20 protein-coding genes are annotated in these 23,412 nt (G+C 57.9%); 11 read left to right on the plus strand and 9 right to left on the minus strand.

Annotation, left to right across the window (positions count from 1 at the left end; genetic code table 11):
- Positions 1 to 762: 762 nt before the first annotated feature.
- Positions 763 to 1,326, plus strand: a complete 564-nt coding sequence (gene tag / locus V3W49_RS13610) for a DNA-3-methyladenine glycosylase I (RefSeq protein ID WP_500146166.1) — start codon at positions 763 to 765, stop codon at positions 1,324 to 1,326.
- Positions 1,323 to 1,763 (plus strand): N-acetyltransferase, encoded by a 441-nt coding sequence (locus V3W49_RS13615; RefSeq protein WP_500146168.1) that lies wholly within the window; start codon positions 1,323 to 1,325, stop codon positions 1,761 to 1,763. The genes tag and V3W49_RS13615 overlap by 4 nt, the downstream gene beginning before the upstream one ends.
- Here the strand turns inward: V3W49_RS13615 and V3W49_RS13620 are convergent.
- Positions 1,732 to 4,041, minus strand: a complete 2,310-nt coding sequence (locus V3W49_RS13620; RefSeq protein ID WP_500146265.1) for a molybdopterin guanine dinucleotide-containing S/N-oxide reductase — start codon at positions 4,039 to 4,041, stop codon at positions 1,732 to 1,734. The two genes, V3W49_RS13615 and V3W49_RS13620, sit on opposite strands and share 32 nt — an antisense overlap.
- A gap of 183 nt (positions 4,042 to 4,224) precedes the next feature.
- Between V3W49_RS13620 and V3W49_RS13625 the strand changes: the two genes are divergently transcribed.
- From V3W49_RS13625 to V3W49_RS13655, 7 genes are all read left to right on the plus strand, one after another.
- Positions 4,225 to 4,887 carry an OmpA family lipoprotein gene (locus V3W49_RS13625; protein ID WP_500146169.1) on the plus strand — a complete coding sequence of 221 codons (663 nt, stop codon included), beginning with the start codon at positions 4,225 to 4,227 and terminating at the stop codon, positions 4,885 to 4,887.
- 69 nt (positions 4,888 to 4,956) lie between these two features.
- Positions 4,957 to 5,973: a LacI family DNA-binding transcriptional regulator gene (locus V3W49_RS13630; protein WP_500146170.1), complete on the plus strand. Its 1,017-nt coding sequence runs from the start codon at positions 4,957 to 4,959 to the stop codon at positions 5,971 to 5,973.
- Between the two features lie 108 nt (positions 5,974 to 6,081).
- Complete coding sequence (locus tag V3W49_RS13635) at positions 6,082 to 6,831, plus strand: sugar phosphate isomerase/epimerase family protein (RefSeq protein WP_500146172.1); 750 nt, start codon at positions 6,082 to 6,084, stop codon at positions 6,829 to 6,831.
- Between the two features lie 3 nt (positions 6,832 to 6,834).
- Positions 6,835 to 7,764 carry a sugar kinase gene (locus V3W49_RS13640; RefSeq protein WP_500146173.1) on the plus strand — a complete coding sequence of 310 codons (930 nt, stop codon included), beginning with the start codon at positions 6,835 to 6,837 and terminating at the stop codon, positions 7,762 to 7,764.
- 106 nt (positions 7,765 to 7,870) lie between these two features.
- Positions 7,871 to 9,160 (plus strand): MFS transporter, encoded by a 1,290-nt coding sequence (locus V3W49_RS13645; RefSeq protein ID WP_500146175.1) that lies wholly within the window; start codon positions 7,871 to 7,873, stop codon positions 9,158 to 9,160.
- Positions 9,161 to 9,186: 26 nt separating this feature from the next.
- Entirely contained in the window at positions 9,187 to 10,164 is a 978-nt protein-coding gene (ghrB, locus tag V3W49_RS13650; RefSeq protein ID WP_500146176.1) for a glyoxylate/hydroxypyruvate reductase GhrB, read from the plus strand.
- 372 nt (positions 10,165 to 10,536) lie between these two features.
- Positions 10,537 to 11,406, plus strand: coding sequence for a MurR/RpiR family transcriptional regulator (locus tag V3W49_RS13655; protein WP_500146178.1), 870 nt, complete (start codon positions 10,537 to 10,539; stop codon positions 11,404 to 11,406).
- Here V3W49_RS13655 and V3W49_RS13660 read toward each other — a convergent pair.
- The 5 genes from V3W49_RS13660 to V3W49_RS13680 form a co-directional block, all read right to left on the minus strand.
- Positions 11,403 to 12,008: a 2-dehydro-3-deoxy-6-phosphogalactonate aldolase gene (locus V3W49_RS13660; RefSeq protein ID WP_500146179.1), complete on the minus strand. Its 606-nt coding sequence runs from the start codon at positions 12,006 to 12,008 to the stop codon at positions 11,403 to 11,405. The two genes, V3W49_RS13655 and V3W49_RS13660, sit on opposite strands and share 4 nt — an antisense overlap.
- On the minus strand, positions 11,995 to 12,870 hold the full coding sequence (locus V3W49_RS13665; protein WP_500146180.1) for a 2-dehydro-3-deoxygalactonokinase: 876 nt from the start codon (positions 12,868 to 12,870) through the stop codon (positions 11,995 to 11,997). The genes V3W49_RS13660 and V3W49_RS13665 overlap by 14 nt, the downstream gene beginning before the upstream one ends.
- Positions 12,871 to 12,875: 5 nt before the next feature.
- Positions 12,876 to 14,357 (minus strand): sodium:solute symporter family protein, encoded by a 1,482-nt coding sequence (locus V3W49_RS13670; protein WP_500146182.1) that lies wholly within the window; start codon positions 14,355 to 14,357, stop codon positions 12,876 to 12,878.
- Between the two features lie 99 nt (positions 14,358 to 14,456).
- Positions 14,457 to 14,849: a RidA family protein gene (locus V3W49_RS13675; RefSeq protein WP_500146183.1), complete on the minus strand. Its 393-nt coding sequence runs from the start codon at positions 14,847 to 14,849 to the stop codon at positions 14,457 to 14,459.
- Between the two features lie 10 nt (positions 14,850 to 14,859).
- On the minus strand, positions 14,860 to 16,302 hold the full coding sequence (locus V3W49_RS13680; RefSeq protein WP_500146184.1) for an N-acyl-D-amino-acid deacylase family protein: 1,443 nt from the start codon (positions 16,300 to 16,302) through the stop codon (positions 14,860 to 14,862).
- Between the two features lie 199 nt (positions 16,303 to 16,501).
- On the opposite strand from V3W49_RS13680, the gene V3W49_RS13685 reads away from it, so the two are divergent.
- Positions 16,502 to 17,722 carry an amino acid deaminase gene (locus V3W49_RS13685; RefSeq protein ID WP_500146186.1) on the plus strand — a complete coding sequence of 407 codons (1,221 nt, stop codon included), beginning with the start codon at positions 16,502 to 16,504 and terminating at the stop codon, positions 17,720 to 17,722.
- 208 nt (positions 17,723 to 17,930) lie between these two features.
- Here the strand turns inward: V3W49_RS13685 and V3W49_RS13690 are convergent, their stop codons facing one another.
- Positions 17,931 to 18,641, minus strand: coding sequence for a DUF3053 domain-containing protein (locus V3W49_RS13690; RefSeq protein WP_500146188.1), 711 nt, complete (start codon positions 18,639 to 18,641; stop codon positions 17,931 to 17,933).
- Between the two features lie 399 nt (positions 18,642 to 19,040).
- On the opposite strand from V3W49_RS13690, the gene V3W49_RS13695 reads away from it, so the two are divergent.
- Entirely contained in the window at positions 19,041 to 20,408 is a 1,368-nt protein-coding gene (locus V3W49_RS13695; RefSeq protein ID WP_500146189.1) for an MFS transporter, read from the plus strand.
- 53 nt (positions 20,409 to 20,461) lie between these two features.
- Here V3W49_RS13695 and V3W49_RS13700 read toward each other — a convergent pair whose 3' ends face one another.
- A complete protein-coding gene (locus tag V3W49_RS13700) occupies positions 20,462 to 21,892 on the minus strand; it encodes a 6-phospho-beta-glucosidase (RefSeq protein WP_500146191.1) in 1,431 nt (476 codons plus the stop codon).
- A 22-nt stretch (positions 21,893 to 21,914) separates the two neighbouring features.
- The gene (ascF, locus tag V3W49_RS13705) at positions 21,915 to 23,369 is read right to left on the minus strand and encodes a PTS cellobiose/arbutin/salicin transporter subunit IIBC (RefSeq protein ID WP_500146192.1); all 1,455 of its coding nucleotides are present in this window, start codon (positions 23,367 to 23,369) and stop codon (positions 21,915 to 21,917) included.
- Between the last annotated feature and the right edge of the window lie 43 nt (positions 23,370 to 23,412).

Genomic DNA, 23,412 nt, shown 5'->3' on the forward strand with positions numbered 1-23,412 from the left:
GATTTTCACGCCGGAAAGCGGGGTTGTCAGGGGCGGCATTTGAGCCCCTGGCCCGTTCACCGGTTCCGCAACCGACATATAAAAATCCCCTTAAGGTGAACGGAACCTTCGCCGGCGTGACATATTCCCCCAGAACACGACACTGGTGCAGAAATAGCGCAACCGGCATGACCACGTACTACAACCGTCGCCCCAGCCTTCATCTGAAAAGCAACCGGGCAGAATATGATGATGCGGCGGACTGTTCCGTTCACTTTGCGTCACTGCTTCTCTGTTAATCCACCGCGGGTGAACGGGCCTGGGGGCTCAGTCGCCGCCTCCCTGGCGACCCCGGCTCCCCGGCTCCCCGGCGGTAAAAAACTCCCTTCGGGGCCCCTTCGCTTATCACGCCGGGCTTTTCGGAACGGGCAAGAGTCGCCATCCCTGGCGGCCTTGCCCTGTCGCGACATCCTGTCGCTCCTCCGGCCCTTCGTGAACACTACGGCGTTTTTTAAGCCGGGTGGCTACACCCTCATCGCTTCAGACGGGGCACTCAAAAGCGACCAGCACCTTCTTTGCTGTTAATCAGGGCAGAAGATTCAGGGCAGTGACACTCCGGCCTGAAAATCGCCGGAGTATTCCCGGAACCCAGGGCAGCCGCCGGTAACTTCAGCTTCACGACAATCCGCAATGAACCAATTTTTAGCCATACCTGATCCACTCAGGCAGAAAAGCGCTATTATCGCGACTGGCGTTTGTGCCGGTCTGATGAAGGAGCTATCAATGCAACGTTGTGGATGGGTGACTCAGGATCCGCTCTATCTTGCCTATCACGATAATGAGTGGGGTACACCGGAAACCGACCGGCGAAAGCTGTTTGAAATGATCTGTCTGGAAGGTCAGCAGGCGGGACTGTCATGGATAACCGTGCTAAAAAAAAGGGAAAACTACCGCCAGGCTTTTCATCACTTCGACCCTGAAACCGTCGCCCGAATGACACCCGACGATGTAGAGCAGCGCTTGCAGGATCCTGGCATTATTCGCCATCGGGGAAAGGTGACCGCGATTATTGGCAACGCCCGGGCGCTGCTGGCGATGGAGCAAAACGGCGAAGATTTTGTGCAGTTCGTCTGGTCTTTCGTCGACGGGCAGCCCATCGTTAATCACGCCGCCACACTGAACGACGTTCCGGTTACCACCCCCGCTTCCGATGCGCTGTCAAAAGCGCTGAAAAAACGCGGCTTCAAGTTTGTGGGCCCCACTATCTGCTATTCGTTTATGCAGGCCTGCGGGCTGGTTAACGACCACCTGATCGCCTGCTTTTGTCATCCGGATTCGCAGTCATGATTCGCCCTCTTGCCCCCGGAGCGGATATTCCGCCGCTGCTGGCGCTGTGGCTGGAAAGCACCACCCGGGCGCACCCCTTTATTCCCGCCAGCTACTGGTATGACAGCCTGCCTGCGGTACGCGATGACTACCTGCCCCATGCCCGCACCTGGGTATGGGACGACGGTGCGCTGCGCGGCTTCATCAGCGTGATGAACGATCGCTTCGTCGGCGCGCTGTTTGTGGCTCCGGGATACGTCCGCCGGGGAATCGGCGGCGCGCTGCTGCATCACGCCCAGAGCCGCTATCCACAGCTCAGCCTGGAGGTCTACCAGCAAAACACCCGGGCCGTCGCCTTCTATCAGGCCCAGGGATTTCGCGTTGTGGAATCCGCCTGGCAGCGCGATACCTGCCACCACACCTGGATTATGCAGTGGCAGGCGGCTCAAACGCCCTGACCGGCAGTTCGGGGCCCTGGTATTTTTCCAGCCAGACCAGCGACGAATTAGCGGCACAGCCATTCGCCAGCCGCGAAGTGGGAATATCCAGAGTCAGCACATTGACCGCACCGTGTCGACAAATCCCCCCGGCTTCCGGCGCCAGATCCGGCCATCCGCCTTCATGAATACAGATGACGCCCGGCTTAATATCCGCCGTCACCTGCGCCCCGGCCAGCACCTGGCCGCGCTGATTCCAGACCCGAACCACATCGCCATCGGCAATGCCGCGCGCCGCCGCGTCAGCGGGATGCAGCGTCACCGGCTCCCGCCCCGCCACGGCGTAACGTTCGCGTAGCCGCGCATAGTTCAGCTGGCTGTGCAACCGGTGAGCGGGGTGGGAAGAGAGCAGCTGTAGCTGCCCTTCCCGGGCGTTACCATGCCATTCGTCCGGCGCCAGCCAGCAGGGATGAGGCGGGCAATCGGCATAACCGTATGCGGCAATGCGTTCTGAATAGATCTCGATTTTGCCGCTGGGCGTCTTCAGCGGGTGCGCCTGCGGATCGGCCCGGAAGTCGGCAAAACGCACAAACCGGGCGCTGCTTTCATCTTCCGGCATCTCTACAATCTGGTTTGCGGCCCAGAAGGCGGAAAATTCCGGCAGCGTTACGCCACGGGCTTCGCCGCGCTTACGGGCGACTTCATAGAAATGCGCCAGCCAGGCCATTTCATCCCGGCCTTCGGTAAAACGTTCGCGACCGCCCTGCTCCAGCCGTTCGGCCAAAGAAGCGAAAACATCAAAATCGTTACGGGCGCCAGACTGTGGCGCCACGACCTGTTTCATCGGCACCAGATGCTGCTGGCTGTAATCGCCGGTCATGGTCAGATCGTTACGCTCAAACGAAGTGGTAATCGGCAATACGATGTCGGCATGCTTCGCCGCCGCAGTCCAGAAACATTCGGAGATCACCACCAGCTCCGGCTTCTGCCAGGCGGCAATCAGCCGGTTGGTATCCTGATGATGGGTAAAGTTGCCGCCGCCGGCCCACCAGACCATGCGGATATCAGGGAAGCGCCGCGTCTCGCCATTATGCTGGTAGTCGCCGCCGGGATTCTCCAGCGCTTCGACAATGCGCGCTACCGGGATACGCTCCACGGCGTCGCCGCCCCCGGCCACACTGCCCTGCATCGAGCTGGGCACCGCGGCACGACGGGTTGGGTTACCGCCGTTGGCGAAGTGATACGATAAACCAAAACCGCCGCCGGGCAGCCCAATCTGGCCCAGCATGGCCGCCAGCGTCACCAGCATCCAGTGCTTTTGCTCGCCATACTGCTGGCGCTGCATCCCCCAGCCGGCCATTAACATGGTGCGATGACAACGGAAGATATCTGCAAGTTCGCGAATTTTATCGCCAGAAACGCCGCAGATAGTCGCCGCCCACTCCGCGTTTTTCGCCACGCCGTCATCCCGGCCTGTCAGGTAGCGTTCGAATATCTCATAGCCGTGGGTGCAGGAAGCCAGAAACGCCCTGTCGTGCCAGCCATTTTCCACCAGAGTATGGGCTATACCCAACATCAACGCGACATCGCTGCCCATGTGCGGCGCGACCCACTCGGCGCGCTCGCCCAGGAAGGCCGCCGTTTCTGAACGCATGGGGTCGATACAAATCAGGCGCTTGCCGCTCTGCTTAAGCTGTTCGAAGAAGCCTACTCCCTGTTCATCCGAGGCATTCCAGGCAATTTTCAGGGTATTCAGCGGATTGGCGCTCCACAGCACCACCACTTCACTGTGCTCCAGCACCAGCGGCCAGCTGGTTTGCTGCTGATACACCTCATTACCGCCCACCACGTAAGGCATAATCACCTGCGCCGCGCCGGTGGAATAATCCCCCAGATGGCCGGTATAGCCTCCGGCCTGACTCATGTAGCGCTGTAGCAGCGTGGCCGCTTTATGCAGGATGCCGTTGGAACGCCAGCCGTAAGAGCCAGCGAAAATCGCGGCAGGCCCGTAGCTTTCGCGAATGCGCTGATGCTGCGCGTGAATGAGATCCAGCGCCTCTTCCCAGCTCACCCGTACATACTCATCCTGCCCGCGCACGCCCTGCGGCTGCTCCGGCGATGCCAGAAATCCCTTACGCATCATCGGCCAGCGCACGCGAGTTTTACTGTGAACCTGATCGCGTACGGCGCTCTGTAACGAATTGGGGTGTTTCGAGGCCAGAGCTCCCCGGGATGAAAGCACCCTCTCGCCGTCGGTCTCGACCAGCATCGGTCCCCAGTGGGCGGCGGTCAGAATCATTTTGGTTGAAGTGGTCACAGCATGCGCTCCTGGATGTCATTGCAGATGTCGGCCCCTGTCCGGGATTGTTATTAATTGTCACAAATTTCAGACTATGGCTCGAAATATTTTGCGTCCTCAAACGGCATAATCTCCCGCGACGCTCATCGAGGCATAATAAAGAAGGACGAAGGAAATAATAAAATGAAAAAACGTGTAGTTATTTCTGTTGCCGCTGTAGTCAGCGGCGCTCTGATGGTTTCCGGCTGCACAACTAACCCTTACACCGGTGAAGAAGAAGCGGGCAAATCAGGCATTGGTGCCGGTATCGGCTCGCTGGTCGGCGCTGGCGTTGGGGCGCTCTCCTCTTCTCATAAAGATCGTGGTAAAGGTTCCCTGATAGGCGCAGTAGCAGGCGCCGCATTAGGCGGCGGCATCGGCTATTACATGGATGCCCAGGAGGCTAAACTGCGTGAAAAAATGAAAGGCACTGGCGTTAGCGTGACCCGTAACGGCGACAACATCATTCTCAATATGCCAAACAACGTCACCTTCGACAGCAGCAGCGCGACGCTAAAACCAGCCGGCGCCAATACCCTGACCGGGGTGGCGATGGTGCTCAAGGAGTACAACAAAACCGCCGTTAACGTAGTAGGTTACACTGACAGCACCGGCGGGCAGGATCTGAACATGCATTTGTCACAGCAGCGCGCAGATTCCGTGGCCAGCTCACTGATTACCCAGGGCGTGGAAGCCAGCCGCATTCGCACCAGCGGAATGGGCCCGGCGAATCCTGTCGCCAGCAACAGCACTGAAGAAGGGAAGGCTCAAAACCGCCGCGTTGAGATTACCTTAAGCCCGATGTAATCCTTCCGGTTCTCTTGCCATCGCCGATTTTCGCGCTAAGGTGTTGTCACTTCAGCGAAGGAATCGGCGATGAAAAAATCAACTCGGGCGACCATCAGCGATGTCGCCAAAGCGGCCAATACCGGAAAAACCAGCGTTTCGCGCTATCTCAATGGCGAAAAGCATCTGCTCTCCGCCCCTCTGCTTGCCCGTATTGAAAAAGCCATTGCCGATCTCGATTATCGCCCCAGTTTAATGGCCCGGGGGCTGAAGCGAGGGCGTACCCGCCTTATCGGGCTCATTATCGCGGATATTACCAATCCCTATTCGGTGGACGTACTCAGCGGCATAGAGGCTGCCTGCCGCGAGCGGGGCTTTACGCCGCTGGTCTGTAACACCAATAACGAAGTGGATCAGGAGCTGCATTACCTGGATCTGTTACGCAGTTATCAGGTGGAAGGCATTGTGGTGAATGCAGTGGGCATGCGTGAAGAGGGGCTTAGCCGCATGCAGCAGTCCGCGTTGCCGATGGTACTTATCGACCGCAAAATTCCGGACTTCGCCTGCGACGTGGTGGGGCTGGACAATACCCAGGCCGCCAGTACCGCCACCGAGCATTTGGTCACTCAGGGATTCGAAGCCATTCTGTTTCTCAGCGAGCCGCTGGGTACCGTCAACACCCGCCGTGAACGGCTGCGCGCGTTTCAGGATACCCTCTCCCGTTATCCGGATATCGTGGCCGAAAATGCCGAGGTTCCCCTGCATGAAAACGCGCAGCTCGATACCCTGCTGCGCCAGTTCAGCAACCGCTGCCGCGGTATGCGCAAAGCGCTTATTTCCGCCAACGGCGCGCTAACGCTTCAGGTGGCCCGTTCCCTGAAGCGTTTGGGTCTTCACTGGGGGAGCGACATCGGCCTGCTGGGCTTCGACGAACTGGAGTGGGCAGAGCTGGCGGGCGTAGGCATCACCACGCTGAAACAGCCTACCTGGCAGATCGGCTACGCCGCGCTGGAACAGGTGGTTAAACGCATTGAAGGGGCCAGCGATCCGGTATGCGAGCAGGTATTTTCCGGCGAACTGATCGTCCGGGGCTCCACCCGCCGTTAATCCCTATCTTCGTGACGACGATCATAAATTATGACTCCAGGACTTCTCGATGGAACCGGTTCCATTTACCGTAAGTGTGAATAAGTTGTTGCCAGACCGGAGCGTCCGATGGACAGAAAGATTATCGTGGTCACCGCCGCCTATGGGCGTGACCGTATCCAGGCGCTGGGAGGCCAGTCCGCCGTCCTGCCTGTCATTGCCGAAGCGGGCGCCGACGGCGTAGAAATCCGCCGCGAACTGCTCACCTCCACCCAGCCAGAGCATCTTGCTTCACTGGCGGACGCCATTGCCGCTAACGGCCTGATGGCCTGCTATTCAGCTCCCGAAACGCTCTGCCTGCTGGATGGCGGTCTGAATCCGCAAATCCCCGAACTGCTGCTGGAAGCGCATCGCCTTAATGCCCGCTGGCTGAAGCTTTCTCTGGGCCATTTTCAGGATAATTTTCCGGCCAACCGGCTGCGTCAGTGGCTGGCGCAAAGCCCCGTGGCGCTGGTGGTGGAAAACGATCAAACTCCGGGCGGCCGCCTGGCGCCGATGGCGCGCTTTCGCGATGCCTGCCGCCAGCATCAACTGCCAATCAGACTAACCTTCGATATGGGCAACTGGCTGTGGGTGGACGAATCTCCGGAACAGGCGGCGCGGCTCCTCGCCCCGGCCGTTGGTTATGTCCATGTGAAAGCCGCCGCTCCCGGCAATCATGGCTGGCGAGCGATTCCCCCGGATGAAGCTGGTGAACGCTGGATGGCACTGCTTAACCTTCTGCCATCAGACGTGCCGCGCGGTATTGAATTCCCGCTGGCAGGCCGCGATCTGACCGCTGTGACCCGCCATTATGTCAATCTGTTACGCGAGGAGTAAGGGATGCCCGATATCATTACAATCGGCGAAGCGATGGCGATGTTCGTCGCGCGTGAAACCGGCGATCTTGCCGACTGCGAAAGCTTTATTAAACGGGCGGCGGGCGCCGAGCTTAACGTCGCCACCGGCCTCGCCAGACTGGGCTTCGACGTCAGTTGGGTCAGCCGGGTGGGTGATGACTCCTTTGGCCGTTTCATCCTTAATGTGCTGAAGCAAGAGGGAATAGACACCCGCGGCGTGTCCATCGACGGTCGTTATCCCACCGGTTTCCAGCTGAAATCGAAGGTTGAAGATGGAACCGATCCCAGCGTGGAGTATTTCCGCAAAGGGTCGGCGGCCAGCCACCTCTCTGTAGAAGACTACTCGCCGACGCTGTTTAACGACGCCCGACATCTGCATTTAAGCGGTGTCGCCGCCGCGCTTTCCGAAAGCTCGCTGGCGCTGCTTAACCACGCCGCGGCGGCCATGAAAGCCAGCGGTAAAACCATCTCTTTCGATCCCAACCTGCGTCCGGTGCTGTGGAAAAGCGAGGCGGAAATGGTGAGGAAGCTCAACCACCTCGCCTGCCAGGCCGACTGGGTGCTGCCCGGACTCAGGGAAGGCATGATTCTGACGGGGCGTAAAACGCCTCAGGACATTGCCGACTTCTGGCTGGAACGCGGAGTGAAAGCGGTCATCATCAAGACCGGCGCCGATGGCGCCTGGTATAAAACCGCAGCGGGCGAAAGCGGCGCGGTGGCGGCAATAAAAGTGGATAACGTGGTCGATACCGTAGGCGCCGGGGATGGATTTGCGGTAGGCGCGATTAGCGCGCTACTGGAAGGGAGATCCCTGGAACAGGCGTGTCGCCGCGGCAACCATATCGGCGCGCTGGCGATTCAGGTCAGCGGCGATAGTGAAGGCTTACCCACCCGGGATGGGTTGGGCGAATAACGGCAGCGCCACCGCTATGGCGAAAAAAGAGTTCAACACCGGAATATCGCGCATCGGCCTCTTACCCTACACCCCTGCGCGCTAGCCTCAACCAGAGGACAGTACGATGAAAAGTCCGACTAATGCAGTAAAACGCTGGTGGTACATCATGCCTATCGTGTTTATCACGTACAGCCTGGCGTACCTCGATCGCGCAAACTTCAGCTTTGCCTCCGCAGCAGGGATCAACGACGATCTCGGTATCACCAAAGGGATCTCCTCGCTGCTGGGCGCCCTGTTCTTCCTGGGCTACTTTTTCTTTCAGATTCCGGGCGCTATCTATGCCGAACGCCGCAGTGTGCGTAAGCTTATCTTCGTCTGCCTGATTCTGTGGGGCGGCTGCGCATCACTGACCGGGGTTATCAGCAATATCCCGGCGCTGGCGGCTATCCGCTTTATTCTTGGGGTGGTAGAAGCGGCGGTGATGCCCGCCATGCTTATCTACATCAGCAACTGGTTTACCAAATCGGAACGTTCGCGCGCCAATACCTTCCTGATCCTCGGTAATCCGGTGACAGTGCTCTGGATGTCCGTGGTTTCCGGCTATCTGATTAACGCCTTCGGCTGGCGGGAAATGTTTATTTTTGAAGGGATCCCGGCGGTAATCTGGACCTTCTGCTGGTGGGTGCTGGTGAAGGATAAACCAGCGCAGGTAGGCTGGCTGGCGGAAAGTGAAAAAGCCGCGCTTCAGGCCCAACTGGATAAAGAGCAGGAAGGTATTAAAGCGGTACGTAACTACGGCGAAGCCTTCCGTTCGCGTAACGTTGTGCTGCTGTGTCTGCAATATTTCGCCTGGAGCATTGGTGTATACGGTTTTGTTCTGTGGCTGCCTTCGATTATCCGCAGCGGTAGCGTCGCCGGTATGGATATGGTCGAGGTGGGCTGGCTTTCCGCCGTGCCTTATCTGGCCGCCACTATCGCCATGGTCGTGGTTTCCTGGGCCTCGGATAAAATGCAGCGTCGTAAGATTTTCGTCTGGCCGCTGCTGCTGATTGGCGGGCTGGCGTTTATCGCCTCCTGGGCGGTGGGCGCGAACCACTTCTGGCTCTCTTATTCCCTGCTGGTGATTGCCGGAGCGGCGATGTATGCCCCTTATGGCCCGTTCTTCGCCATCATCCCTGAAATGCTGCCGAAAAATGTCGCGGGCGGTGCCATGGCGCTGATCAACAGCATGGGGGCGCTGGGTTCCTTCTTTGGCTCCTGGTTCGTGGGCTATCTCAACGGCGCAACCGGCGGCCCGGCGGCATCCTATGTGTTTATGGGGGTGGCGCTCTTTGTCTCGGTGTGGCTTACTCTGATTGTGAAACCCGCTGCCAATCAGAAATCGATTACGCCGGGCGCCCATAGCCACGCATAGCCTGAAGAATGAAGGAGAGACCAAGAATGAAGCCGTCCGTCATCCTCTATAAAGCGCTGCCTGATGACCTGACACAACGCCTGGAGGCCCATTTCAACCTGGTTCGGGTGAAGGATCTCAGCCCGGAAACCGTGAAACAGAATAGCGAAGCCTTCGCTCACGCCGAGGGAATGCTGGGCTCCAGCCAAACGGTGGATCGCAGCCTGCTGGAGAAAATGCCAGCCCTGCGTGCGGCCTCTACGGTTTCAGTAGGCTATAACAACTACGATGTGTCAGCGCTTACCGAACGCGGCATCGTACTGATGCACACGCCGACGGTACTCACTGAAACGGTGGCCGACACGCTAATGACCCTGGTGCTGGCCACGGCGCGGCGCGCTGTAGAGGTCGCCGAACGGGTGAAGCGAGGCGAATGGCGCTCCGGCATCACGCCAGACTGGTTCGGGGTGGATGTACACCATAAAACGATGGGCATTATCGGGATGGGGCGCATCGGCATGGCGCTGGCGCAGCGGGCGAATCTGGGGTTCGGCATGCCAATTCTCTACCATGCCCGCAGCCGCCACCAGCAGGCCGAAACGCGCTTTAATGCCCGCCATTGTGATTTGGATACGCTGCTGGCGGAGTCAGATTTCGTCTGCCTGGTGTTGCCGTTGACCGAAGAAACCCATCATTTGATCGGTGCGCCGCAGCTGGCGAAGATGAAAACTTCCGCCATTCTGATCAACGGCGGGCGCGGCCCGGTGGTGGATGAAAAGGCGCTGATCGCCGCACTTCAGGCGGGTCAGATTCACGGTGCCGGACTGGACGTATTCGAACAGGAACCGCTGCCCCAGGACTCTCCCCTGCTGGAGATGCCAAACGTGGTCGCCCTGCCCCATATCGGCTCTGCTACCTTCGAAACCCGCTACAATATGGCCGCCTGCGCCGTGGATAACCTTATTGCTGCCCTGGCCGGTAAGGTAGAGCAAAATTGCGTTAATCCTCAGGCCCTGAAGCCGTAACGAGTTAAAGGCCGGGATAGCACTCCGGTCTTTGTTCCATTTCCAGACTCTTTTCTGGCTAAGGCAGGAAATAGCGAGCCAGCTCTGAAAGCACTGCTGGCACTTTCAGAACGATGATGGCGATATCCATCACCCGTTTTCCATAACCCTCGCTTACTCTTACGCTGCCTGTCGCGATAGTTTATTTCTACTGTCAGGTAGGGATTAGCTCACTCCGGTCAGAGCACCAATTCTAAGTCAGGATAAAAAAGTCCAATTTAGCCGTTGGGCCTTTTTGTGCCTGAATATCCCCGATTCCCCCCCTGCAGCCCGGTTAATCGTCATAAAATATGGTACAAAGTATCAGGTACGAATAAATCAACGCGACTACATATGGCATCTTATACAATCGATATTATCTCCTGTATCACCGATCGCTTTATGGCGCTGACCGCTACCGAAAAGCGCATTGCCCGCTTTATTCTGGACGATGTCGCGGCGGCAGCGGAACTGCCCATTGCCGAACTTGCCCGGCTGACCGGCAGCAGCCAGGCTTCGGTCACACGCTTTGCGCGGACGCTGGACTGTAAAGACGTTCGCGAACTGAAAATGCGACTGGCCCAGTCCCTGGCGGTGGGCCAACGATTTATTCTGGACGTGCCGGATCTGGAAGGCGTACAGGGCATCTACGAATCGATTATCAGCGTGCTGGACACCAACCGACGGGCGCTGAACAGCGAAATACTGGGGAAGGCCGTAGGCTGGATGAGTCGCGCCCGCCAGATTCTGGCAATCGGCATGGGCGGTGGCTCGACAATCTGCGCCCAGGAGTTACAGCATCGGCTATTCCGACTGGGGCTGCCGGTCGTTAATCAGAGCGACGGGATGCTGGTTCGCATGATGTGCGCTGCGGTAGCTCCCCGGGATGTGGTAATTGCTCTGTCGCTGGGTGGTTACACTCAGGAGCTTACCGACAGCGCCGCCATCGCCCGGCAGTACGGCGCCAAAGTGGTGGCGATTACGCCGCAGGAAACGCCGCTGGCAAAGCAATCGGATTTAGTTCTGCCGCTGGTGGTGCAGGAAAATGACTACATTTTCAAACCCAGCACTTCACGTTACGCCATGCTGGCGATGGTCGATGTGCTGGCGACCGAACTGGCCATGGCCAATAAGCCGCAGGCGAAAGACCGACTGCGGCGAATTAAGCTGGCGCTGGATGGCCAGCGTAGCAGCGGCGGCGATCGCCAGCCACTGGGGGATTAGCAGGCCGCCTCCCACGCACGAATAAAACGACGCGCCCGCTCTGTGGTATCTGCCACACTCTGCCCGGGACGGTAGAGGTCACTGCCTAACCCCGCGCCTGCGCATCCGGCCCGCAAATAATCCCCCAGGTTTTGCGGAGTCACGCCCCCGACCGCCAGCACTGGCGTCGTTGGGGGGAGTACCGCCTTCAGCGCACGAATATACGCGGGGCCAAACGCCGACGAGGGAAAAATCTTCAGCCAGTGCGCGCCGGACTCCAGCGCGTTAAAGGCCTCGGTCGCCGTTGCGCAGCCTGCGCACACCAGCATCCCCTGGCGTACCGCGCTGCGGATCACCGCAGGCTGGGTATTGGGGGTAACCACCAGCCTGGCCCCCATTTCCGCCAGCGCATCCACCTGTTCAATATTAAGCACGGTACCAGCGCCGATCATCGCCCGCTCGCCAAAACGCGCAACCGCCTGTCGGATACTCTGCGGCCAGTCCGGGGAATTAAGTGGAATCTCAATATAGCGAAATCCGGCATCACACAGCGCGGCGACGTGATCGTCTGCTTCCGTGGGCTGAATCCCCCGTAAAATCGCAACCAGCTTATTTTCCTGCATCCATTATCCTCTCAATCCCGCGCACAAACGCGCGCTCGCCGTCACACGCGCTGGCGCCTATACCCGCCAGAGCAAATGCCTTAAGGTAGCGCTTCGCTAAAGCTTCGCTGCCCACCACCACCACCGATTCCGGCCGCTGCTGCGCGGTCTGCGCCGCCACCTCGGCACCAATAAGCAGCCCCGACAGATAATCGCTGACCGATTCACGCGCCAGCGCTCCCAGAAGCCAGGCGGCCCGGGTTTCAAACAGACGCGGCAGTACCGATGGCGTCTCAAGCCCCGTTTCCAGCCCGCGGCAAAACGCCTGTTGATCATCCTGCTGTGCGGGAAGCGACTGCCCCACCAGGGAATGGGCAAGTAGCAGATGATGCAGCTCTCCCGTCATTATGGTGTCGAACCCCGGCACCTGACGCTCGACAACCGGCACCCATTTACAGTGGGTGCCGGGCATCACATAGCAGCTGGCCGGCGCCAGCTCATAAGCCCCCAAAAGCTGGGTCTCTTCGCCACGCATCACGTTGTACGCCCCATGCCGACAGCTCTTCAGACCAGGGACAATCCACACCCCTTCGGCAACGGCGCAGCGCTGTTCACCAGGCGCATCCAGCGTCACCGGACAAGGCAGATAAGGCACCGACATCCAGCCCGACTCGCTGCCAATCATGCCGGCCATCACGACCGGTACGGCATCGCCACCGCGCCAGGGGGCCAGATAGCGCTGGAAGATATCCTGTGCGCTCTGCTGGCCCATTCGGGTAATGCCGCAGGGAAGCGCCAGCGTATCGACGCACGCTCCGCCGCGGATACGCCAGGCCCGCAAATGGGTGGAGCCCCAGTCAACGGCGATATACTCTTCAGTCATCGCTCTCACCCCGCATTGCGCGTTGCTTTCACCGCCGCCAGCGATCCGCCCCGATCTTCGCGTTCGCGGGTGATCGCTTCCAGCGCCTGTTCGCGGCTCAGTTTGTTTGCCGGCGTCATCACCGTGACAAACACGGCGGACGCCAGGCTCGCCAGCACGGAGGGAATACAGGGATTGCCCCAGAATGCCAGCCAGTCGGCGCGCGCCAGGATAACGATGGAAGTCACCATCCCGCCAAGCAGCGCCGTTAACGCGCCCTGCCAGTTAAAGCGCAGCCAGAATCGGCCAAGAATGGAGCAGACGAACAGACCAGACATCAGCATAGAGATCATTTTGGTGATGTAGCTGATGATGTCGTCCGAAGTCAGGGCAAAGATAAGCGCCAGCCCAATCACCAGCGTCAGCATCAGACGGGAAAGGCGTATCGCCTTATGTTCCGGCGGCATTTTGCCGGTTATCATGGTGTAAAGATCGCGCATCATGATGGCTACGGCTGCGATCGCATCGGAACTGGCGGAAGACATGGTGGCGGATAACCCGGCAATCAGCACAATCATACCCAGCACCGGGGGCAGAAAGCTGGTGGCGAACAGGAAGGCATAATTACTGTTCGACAAATCCGGATTCATGGCGAACGCCGCCATACCGATAATGGCAGGGAGTATGGAGAAGAACAGATAGAGTACGCCAGTATAAACGAAGGATCGGCGCACCGAAGAGACATCCTTGCCCGAATAAATACGCTGGCGATAAGAGGGGGTTGCCAGCACTCCCACACCAATCACCATCGCCAGCGATAGCGCCGGGATCGCCCCCAGTTTATCGACGGCAAACAGGCTGAGCGCCGCAGGATCCATCGCCTGTTCAATGACGCTCCAGCCGCCAGCGTGCACCACCGCCAGAATCGCCATCAGGATAAAACCAAAGAACAGAATCAACGCCTGGATAGTATCTGTCCATACCACCGCAGAATAACCGCCGATGATGACATAAATAGCAAACGCCAGCGCAATAATCAGTTTAGCGACCGTCAGATTTATTCCTGTGGCCCAGGCCAGATATAAACTTCCGCCAAGAATATGCGCACCCAGCCAGCCAATAGAGGCAATAAATATCATCAGACCGACAACATTTTTAATTAAATGGCTGCCGCCGGTATAATAAGAAAGCTCTTCGCTCATGGTCATAAAGCGTAATTTACGAACCGGCGCAAATAGCCATGCCACCAGCAAAATACCAACCGCGCCCCCCAAACCGTACAGCATACCCGCCCAGCCATTGCTGTAGCCAAACCCCACGGCGCCCATGCTTGACCCGGTACCGACCATGGTCGCCACGGTGGAGCCAAGGGTTAAGAATAGCGGCAGGGAGCGCCCGCCCAGCAGAAAGTCTTCTCCGCTTTTCTGGTTCCGTGATACATACCAGCCAAGCCAGATCATGGCGATGGCGTAAATAATAAAGCCGACTAAAAAGACATGGTTGTTCATAACTCACATCCTGCCACTTAGCTAAAAATAGGGTAAGAGGATCCTGAGTGTTGAATAAATTCAACACTCATTTATTACGTTTTTATTTTTTAATAACGATCAGACGCGCGCTGCGTTATAGCAGGTCACATCCACTTCCACCTTGCAGTCGACCACTAAATCCGCCACGCAGCAGATTCTCGCCGGGGGGTGATCGCCAAAAAACTCGCTAAACACTTTATTGAAGGACTGGAAATAGCGCGCATCGGTCAGAATCACGGATACATGCACCACATCCGTAAGGGCGTAACCCGCTTCGGTCATGATATCCAGGCAGTTCTGGATCGCCAGCCGCGACTGCTCGACAATACCGCCTTCCACCACTTCGCCATTCTTCATCGGCGTCTGGCCGGAAATATACAGCCAGCCGCCGGCCTCTACCGCCCGGGCGAAAGGCAGACGCTGACCGCCAGTCCCCGTACCACCTTCTGCGCCATAACGTTTAATGCTCATATTCACTCCTTTATTCCACACTGCAGCGACGCAGAAAACGCCCTGCACGCCCCATAATCGGTTGATTTTTCCCGTAGCTCATCACGCCATTCACCATCACCGCCTCAATGCCTTCCGCGGGCCGCTGGGGATCGGAAAAACTGGCGATGTCGCGAATCGTTTGCGGATCAAACAGTACCAAATCGGCATAGTAACCGGTTTTCACTAAACCGCGCTGCGGTAGCTGGAAGCGCGCCGCCGACAGTCCCGTCATTTTGTGAACTGCCGTCGTTAGTGGAAACAATCCCTCATCGCGGCAATAGTGCCCCAGCACTCTGGGAAATGCGCCCCATAGCCTCGGATGCGGCATCGGATCGTTCGGCAGACCGTCCGAGCCTATCATTGTGACCGGATAGCGCATCACCCGACGCACATCCTGCTCGTCCATGTTGTAGTAAATGGCTCCGGCAGGCATCAACTGCCGCGCCGCATCGTGCATGCTCATCCGCCAGTCGTCCGCAATCTGCTGCAGGGTTTTGCCTGCCTGCTCCGGATGCGGCTCCGACCAGGTAATGATGATATCGAACTCGTCCGTAACCTGTTTTAAATCCAGAGTGGAAGAGCTGGCGGAATAGGGGTAGCAGTCGCAGCCAATCTCCTGGCGCTGGCGCATCCTGTCGAAGAAGGCCAGCGTTTCTCGGGTACGCCCCCAGTTCTTCGCCCCGGCGCACTTATGGTGCGATACCACTACCGGAACCTTCGCGTGCCGACCAATACGGAATGCCTCGTCAAGCGCATCAAGGATGGGTTCAAATTCGGAACGCAGATGAGTGGTGTAAATCCCCTTCTGCGCCGCCAGCTCTTCCGCCAGCGCCATCACCTCTTCGGTACTGGACTGAAATGCGCTGGCGTATGCCAGACCGGTACTCAGCCCCAGCGCCCCCTGCTCTAACCCTTCCCGCAGTTGCTGACGCATGGCGGCAATCTCCTGCGTCGTGGCTTCACGGAACAGCGAATCCATATGGTTATTGCGCAGCGTAGTATGACCTATCAGGGTGCCCACATTCAGCGCCGGACGGGCCGCTTCAACCGCATGGGCATAAGCGCTGACGGTCGGATAAATAAAGTGTTCGCGCTCGCCCAGCAAATTCATGGGGTCCGGCACTTCGTCTTTAATGGTCGCCGTTGCGGCGCTAATGCCGCAGTTACCGACAATCACCGTCGTGACGCCCTGGCTGATTTTCGGCAAATATTCAGGAATGCGGATCACATTGGTATCGTCATGGGTATGAACATCAATGAAGCCCGGCGCAAGTACTCTTCCCGCCCCTTCGATCTCCTGTCCGGCCTCGACATCCAGCCCGGGCGCAATATCGACAATGCGATCGTCTGCCACCGCAACATCGGCGCGATACTGCGGCCCGCCGCTGCCATCGATCACCGTGACATCTTTAAACAACCAGTCAACCTTCATGCTTTTCACCCCTTAATTCATGGTGAAAAAGTAAACCATTTACAAGCGAGAAAAACAGTGGAAGACTACGCAAAAAGACCATGAATTATTGATACTTTTATGCATAAAAAATACAGAAATTAATTTTATCCCTTTATATTCAGTGCCATAAATATGATACCAATTTATTTTCATCGTCATAAAACGAAGGAAAAAGGTTATGAAATACCATCCCGATACGTTAGTCCCTCACAAATCCGCGGTAATGAACGCCCCGGCGAACATCCTGGCGGAAGATGTTTGCCTGCCCGCCGCAATCATTAAGCAGTCAGCCCTTGAAAATAACATTCTCTGGATGCAGCGCTACGCAGACGCGCGCGGCGTCTCGCTGGTACCGCACGGCAAGACCACCATGACGCCCTGGATATTCCGGGCGCAGCAGCAGGCCGGAGCGTGGGGAATCGGCGTGGGCAGCGCCTGGCAAGCCAGCGTGGCGATGGCCAGCGGCATCAGCCGGGTGATGATGGTTAACCAGCTGGTCGGCAAAGCCAATATGCAGCTGATTTCCCACCTGAAGGCACACTACCGCCAGGTGGATTTCATCTGTTGTATCGACAGCACGGCCAACGCCCGGACGCTATCCGATTTTTTCGCCGCCCGCGGACAAACGCTGGATGTGTTGATTGAACTCGGCGTAACCGGTGGCCGCTGCGGCTGCCGTACGATGGAAGAGGCTTTAACGCTTGCACAAAGTGTCAGCAAAATGTCGGGGCTGCGCCTGCGCGGGGTCGAGCTGTATGAAGGCGTTCTGCACGGCGATAACCCACAGCCTCGGGTGGAAGCGCTGCTGCGGGATGCTGCCACGCTGGCCTGCCAGATGGCGCCTCTGGTCAATGGCGAGTTTATTCTTACCGGTGCCGGCAGCGTCTGGTACGACGTGGTTTGTAACGTCTGGAACGCGGCGCAAAAGCCGCCCCGGTGCCGCATCGTCATCCGTCCGGGCTGCTACATTACCCACGATCGTGGCATCTATGATGAAGCACAGCGGCAGCTAATGGCCCGCGATAGCGCCGCCTGCGATTTAGGGGGAGATTTAACCACAGCGCTGGAGCTTGTCGCCATCGTGCAATCCGTACCGGAACCGGGCCGCGCAATCGTGAACTTCGGCAAACGCGACAGCGCCTTCGACGCCGGCCTGCCCCAACCCATAGCCCACTACCGCAACGGACAGGCGCTGCCGCTGAATCACGGCGATATCGTCAGCACCGGCATTATGGATCAACACTGTATGCTCACGCTGACAGCGGATGCCGATATCCAGGTAGGTGATATTCTGGTGTTTGGCACTTCTCACCCCTGCCTGACCTTCGACAAATGGCAGTCTCTGTATCTGGTGGATGACGACTATCAGGTCATTGAAGAGCTAATCACCCGATTTTAGCCATAAAAAAGGCCGCTATGCGGCCTTTGAGACTGATGACAAACCTGGGCCGAACAGGTTCGTCCAGAATCACCAGAAAAATAAACACGGAAAATCAATTCATTGATTTCCGGCTGATAACCACAAAGAGGGAAAAACCACGTTTTTTCCCGCTTTGTCATCAACCAGAAAGGCCGCTATGCGGCCTTTTTTGCTTATCGCGTTCGCGTTACTGCATCGCCCTGGATGCGGAGTCCCACGCCTGGCTAAAGGCCTGGTGCTGCGACGCCAGCGGCGCTATCAGACTGTTGTACTGACTGGCCTGCTGGCTGGTGGGGAACTGAATGCCGCCCGCGGCGAAACCTACTTTATCCCCCTGCTGCTGAATAAAGTCGCCGACCTGCACCAGCTGCTGGGTAAAGGTCTGCGCCGCCGGAATCAGCGGTTGCAGCACATTCGCCGGCTGGGTGACGACCTTCTGATAGACCTGGTCATAAACCTTCTTCAGCTCTTCGGCCTGATTCAGGCTGGAACGGGCGCTGTCAGCCTGTGCTTTCGCATTTTGCACCTGTTGCCCGACGACGCCAAGATTGCCGTTCGCCTGGCGCAGCGCTTCACGCTGAGTCACATAATCCTGAGGAACCCGGATGGCATTAACGCTGTCCACAACCGGTTTAATACCGTTATCCACCGCCTGGTTTACCTGGCGGGAGAAGCCGTACAGAATTGCATAGTCGGATGCGAACGGGCCAAACTGCTTCTTCTGATCCGTGGTGAGCGTCGGCAGACGCTCACCGCTACGCATCACGGTATTCTGCAGAAAATCGATAAACGCTTTACGCTGATCCCCTTCTTTGTCGAAACAACCACTCAGACTTACGACCATTAATAATGCCGCCAGTGGCGCGAACCAACGGGAGCAGGACTTACCTGTCACCATCTTTTTGACTCCTGGTTATTTTTAGCTATCGCCTGATGACCACAAGAATAGTCTAACACGCAATCACAGCATAGCCCGTATACCGGTTTTTCTGCGGATCTTCGTCATGTTAATTGTTTGTTATTTAAATCACAAAACCAGTGAAATGTTGGTGCCGACAGATCGCCACTAATAGCATGATTTTCCTTAATAATCGCGTTTATAGCCCCCGGCATTGCTCGGGAGCGTCCGATTATCGCACGCTAACGTCAGGCGTCCGGTTGCCGCGCCGGCGGGGCTCTGTTTAATTAAAGAGCCGATTAACGGAAAAGTGTTCGAACATCGCCCAAACTGACGCAGCGGCGCGAGTCATCAGCAAGTTATCCGGGCTCCCGTCAGTATTCCGCAGGAATTGTCCCTATGACGCAACCAACGACCATAGATATTCAGACGCTGATTAACAACAACCCCATTTCAAAATATCAGTGGCTGATTCTTATTCTCTGCTTTATTACCGTAGCTATGGACGGCTTCGACACGGCAATTATTGGTTTTATCGCCTCCGACCTGGTTCAGGAATGGGGCGTCAATAAAGCCTCTCTCGGCCCGGTAATGAGCGCCGCGCTGGTAGGTCTGGCCGTCGGAGCCCTGACAGCTGGCCCCATGGCTGACCGTATCGGCCGCAAGAAAGTGCTGATTCTGTCAATCATCACCTTTGGCAGCTTCAGCCTGATAAGCGCCTTTGCCACCAGCCTGAACACGCTGGCGCTGCTGCGTTTTCTGACCGGACTGGGACTGGGCGCCGCTATGCCCAACGCCGCTACGCTGATGTCCGAATACGCGCCGCAGCGTCGGCGGGCGCTGCTGGTGAACCTGATGTTCGTCGGTTTTCCGATCGGTTCGTCGATAGGGGGTTTTATTTCCGCATGGCTGATTCCCCACTTCGGCTGGCAGAGCGTACTGATTCTGGGCGGCGTCATGCCGCTGATACTGGCGCTGGTACTGGCTATCTGGCTGCCGGAGTCGGCCCGCTATCTGGTAGTGCGTAACAGGCCCCAGCCGCAAATCACCGCCGTCATGAGGCGCATTGCACCGCTGCCCGAAGGGGCACGCCTGGTACTGGACGAGCCGGATCAACCCCAGCAAGCCTCGGCCATCGGCGTCATTTTCTCGCGCCGCTATATCATCGGCACCCTGATGCTGTGCTTCACCTATTTTATGGGGCTGCTGATCTTCTATCTGCTCACCAGCTGGCTACCGCTACTGATTCGCGAAACCGGCGCCACCCTGGCCCAGGCTTCAGTAATAACGGCTCTGTTTCCGCTTGGCGGCGGGGTTGGGGTACTGATTATTGGCGCGCTGATGGATCGTCTGGAACCCAATAAAGTCGTGGCAGTCAGCTATCTGCTGACCGGACTGTTTGTCTGCCTGACAGGCTTTGCCACCGGCAGCCTGGTGCTAATGGGCATCGCTGTATTTATTGCCGGAACCATTATGAACGGCGCCCAGTCCTCTATGCCTGCGCTCGCGGCAGGCTTCTACCCGACTCTGGGACGCGCCACCGGCGTTTCCTGGATGCTGGGGCTGGGGCGCTTCGGCGGTATTCTGGGCGCTTTTAGCGGGGCATTTCTGATGCAGGCCGAACTGTCATTCCGCGTCATCTTTATGATGCTGGCGATACCCGCACTGTTTTCCGCACTGGCACTGCTGGTGAAGCAGAAAGTGGGCCTGCGGGTGGCCTGTCGGCAGTCGGATGCGCTAACCGGAGCCAACAAAGCCTCGCCGTAAACGATGCCACCACATTCCAGAAAGGCGCGTCGCCCACAGGCCACGCGCCAGGATCAGCCCAGATCGCGCCCGTTGCTGGCGATCACCTGCTTATACCACCAGAATGATTTCTTACGCCGCCGCGCCAGGGTGCCGCGCCCCTGGTCATCACGATCGACATACACCAGCCCGTAACGCTTACTCATTTCGCCGGTCGACGCGGAAACCAGGTCGATGCAGCCCCAGGTGGTATAGCCCATCAGCGGTACGCCGTCTTCCATAGCCTGAGCCATGGCCCGAATGTGCTCACGCAGATAACTGATGCGATAGTCGTCGTTGATTTCCCCCTGAGCGTCCGGCTCATCCCGGGCCCCCAGGCCGTTTTCCACCAGGAACAGCGGCTTCTGGTAGCGGTCATACATCATATTCATGGTAATACGCAGGCCCAACGGATCGATGCCCCAGCCCCATTCACTCTGCTGAATCCAGGGGTTTTTCAGGGACTTCACTACATTCGCGGCGCTGCTGTTGCTATCGTTCATATCGGCGGATGCGCAACGCGAGGCGTAATAGCTGAACGACACAAAATCGACGGTATGGCGCAGAATCTCCGCATCGCCGGGTGCCATTTGCACGTGGACGCCCTTCTCTTTAAACATCCGCGCCGTCCAGGCCGGATAGGCGCCGCGCGCCTGAACATCGATAAAAAACAGATTTTCGCGATCCTTTTCCAGCGCCGCCCAGACATCTTCCGGCTTGCAGGAGTACGGATAGAAGTTGCCGCCCGCCAGCATACATCCCACCTGGTTTTTCGGGTTCACCTCGTGGGCGATACGGGTCGCCAGGGCACTTGCCAGTAGTTCGTGATGCGCCGCCTGATACTTCACCTGCTCCGGATTTTCCCCCTTTTCAAACACCAGACCGGCGCCGGAAAACGGGCTGTGCAGCAGGATATTGATTTCATTAAAGGTTAACCAGTATTTCACCAGACCATCGAAGGCTTCGAAGCAGGTACGGGCGTAGCGGGTAAAGAAGGTCACCATTTCACGGCTGCGCCACGAACCGTACTGCGTGACCAGGTGCATCGGTACATCGAAGTGGCAGAGCGTGACCAACGGCTCGATGTTATAGCGTCGGCACTCCTGGAACAGTTCACGGTAAAAGGCGATTCCGGCCTCGTTCGGCGCGCGCTCGTCGCCGTTTGGATAGATACGACTCCAGGCGATGGAGGTGCGGAACACCCGGAATCCCATCTCCGCCATCAGCGCAATATCCTCTTTATAGTGGTGATAAAAATCGATAGCCTGATGGCTGGGATAGAACTCATCATCACGCAGCGCCGTGCGCCGCTCCAGCCCCAGTTTAATCGGCATACGGTGCGGGCCATGGGGCAGCATATCCACCGTCGCCAGTCCCTTACCGCCCTCCTGCCAGGCGCCTTCCGCCTGGTTCGCCGCGATGGCACCGCCCCACAAAAAATCATCCGGAAATGCCGTTTCTGACATCAAATCAGTACCTCGTTAATCGTTAGTGAGTCGCCTGCGCCGATCGCGCAGGCGTTGCGCCACTCGTGCTCTGCTGAGGCTCCACGGGAATATCCTCAAAACCGAGCATCAGGGTAAGAATGAAGGAGAGCACCACCGACAGCACCATAATGCCCGCGATCCAGACAAGACTCATCGGATTGCCGGGATCGATAAACTGCACGCTGGTAAACAGCCCGGGCGAGGCCATGGAATGACTGGCGAGACCGCCAATGCCCGCGACGGCGCCGCAGATAAAACCGCTGATCAGGCTGGCGATCAGCGGGCGCTTCAGGCGCACCGCCACGCCGTACAGGGCCGGCTCTGAAATACCGGCTACGATAGCGGATGCCGCAGCGGCAAGCGCCGTCTGACGCAGCGCCGGGTTTTTGGTGCGCACCGCCACCGCCAGCGAAGAGCCGCCCAGCGACAGGTTGGCGCCAATCTCGGACGGCATCACCATTCCCTCTTTGCCGGTTTCGGCAATGGTCTGAATAATGGTAGGGGTAAATACCCGGTGCATACCGGTCATGACCAGCAGCGGCCACAACGCCCCCATAATGGCGACGGAGAGCCAGCCCAGATAGCCGTGAATGGTATAAACCAGCGCGGAGATCCCGCTGCCGATCCAGATCCCTAACGGACCGATCAGCAGGATCGCTACCGGCGCCGCCGTCAGCACGATCAGCATCGGCTTCAGGAAGTTTTTGGTCACCGCCGGCGTAATGCGATCGATGCCACGCTCGATCCACGACAGAATCCAGGTCATGCACAGCGCCGGGATCACCGTATAGGTATATTTCACCGCCGTCACCGGCAGCCCGACAAACTCCACCGGCTGTCCTTCGGCGGCTTTCGCCATCAGATCGATAAAACCCGGGTGAATCAACACCCCGGCAATAGCGATAGCCAGCGACATATTGGTTTTGAATTTCACCGCCGCCGAGGCCGCCACCATTACCGGCAGGAAGAAGAAGGCGCCGTCGCCGATAGCGTTGAGGATAATAAGCGTCGATGCGCCCTTTTCCAGCACCCCGCCCATCTCCAGCATCATCGCCAGCAGCTTGACCATCGAGCCGCCGATAATGGCCGGGATCAGCGGCGACATGGTACCGATCAGCGCGTCCAGAATACCGGCGCCGATGCGCCGCAGGCTGAAACCGCCGCGGCTCGTCGACACGGCAGGCGTTTCGTCCGGCGCCGCCAGCGTCGGAAGCCGTTTCATCACTTCCGCATACGCCTGCCCCACCGTATTACCGATAATTACCTGGCACTGGCTGTCGGCCCGCACTACGCCCAGTACGCCATCAATGGTCTGTAGCGCTGATTCATCCACCTGGTTCAGGTCTTTAACCACAAACCGCAGTCGCGTCATGCAGTGGGTAAGCGCCTCGATATTGTCAGCCCCGCCCAGTGCTTTCAGGATGGCGCCGGATACTGCCGCGTAGTTTTTTGCCATGGACTCTTATCTCATTGTTATTTTGGGTACAGTCGCGCACGGC

This window comes from Rosenbergiella sp. YN46, from assembly GCF_036620675.1.
Classification (GTDB): Bacteria; Pseudomonadota; Gammaproteobacteria; order Enterobacterales; family Enterobacteriaceae; genus Jejubacter.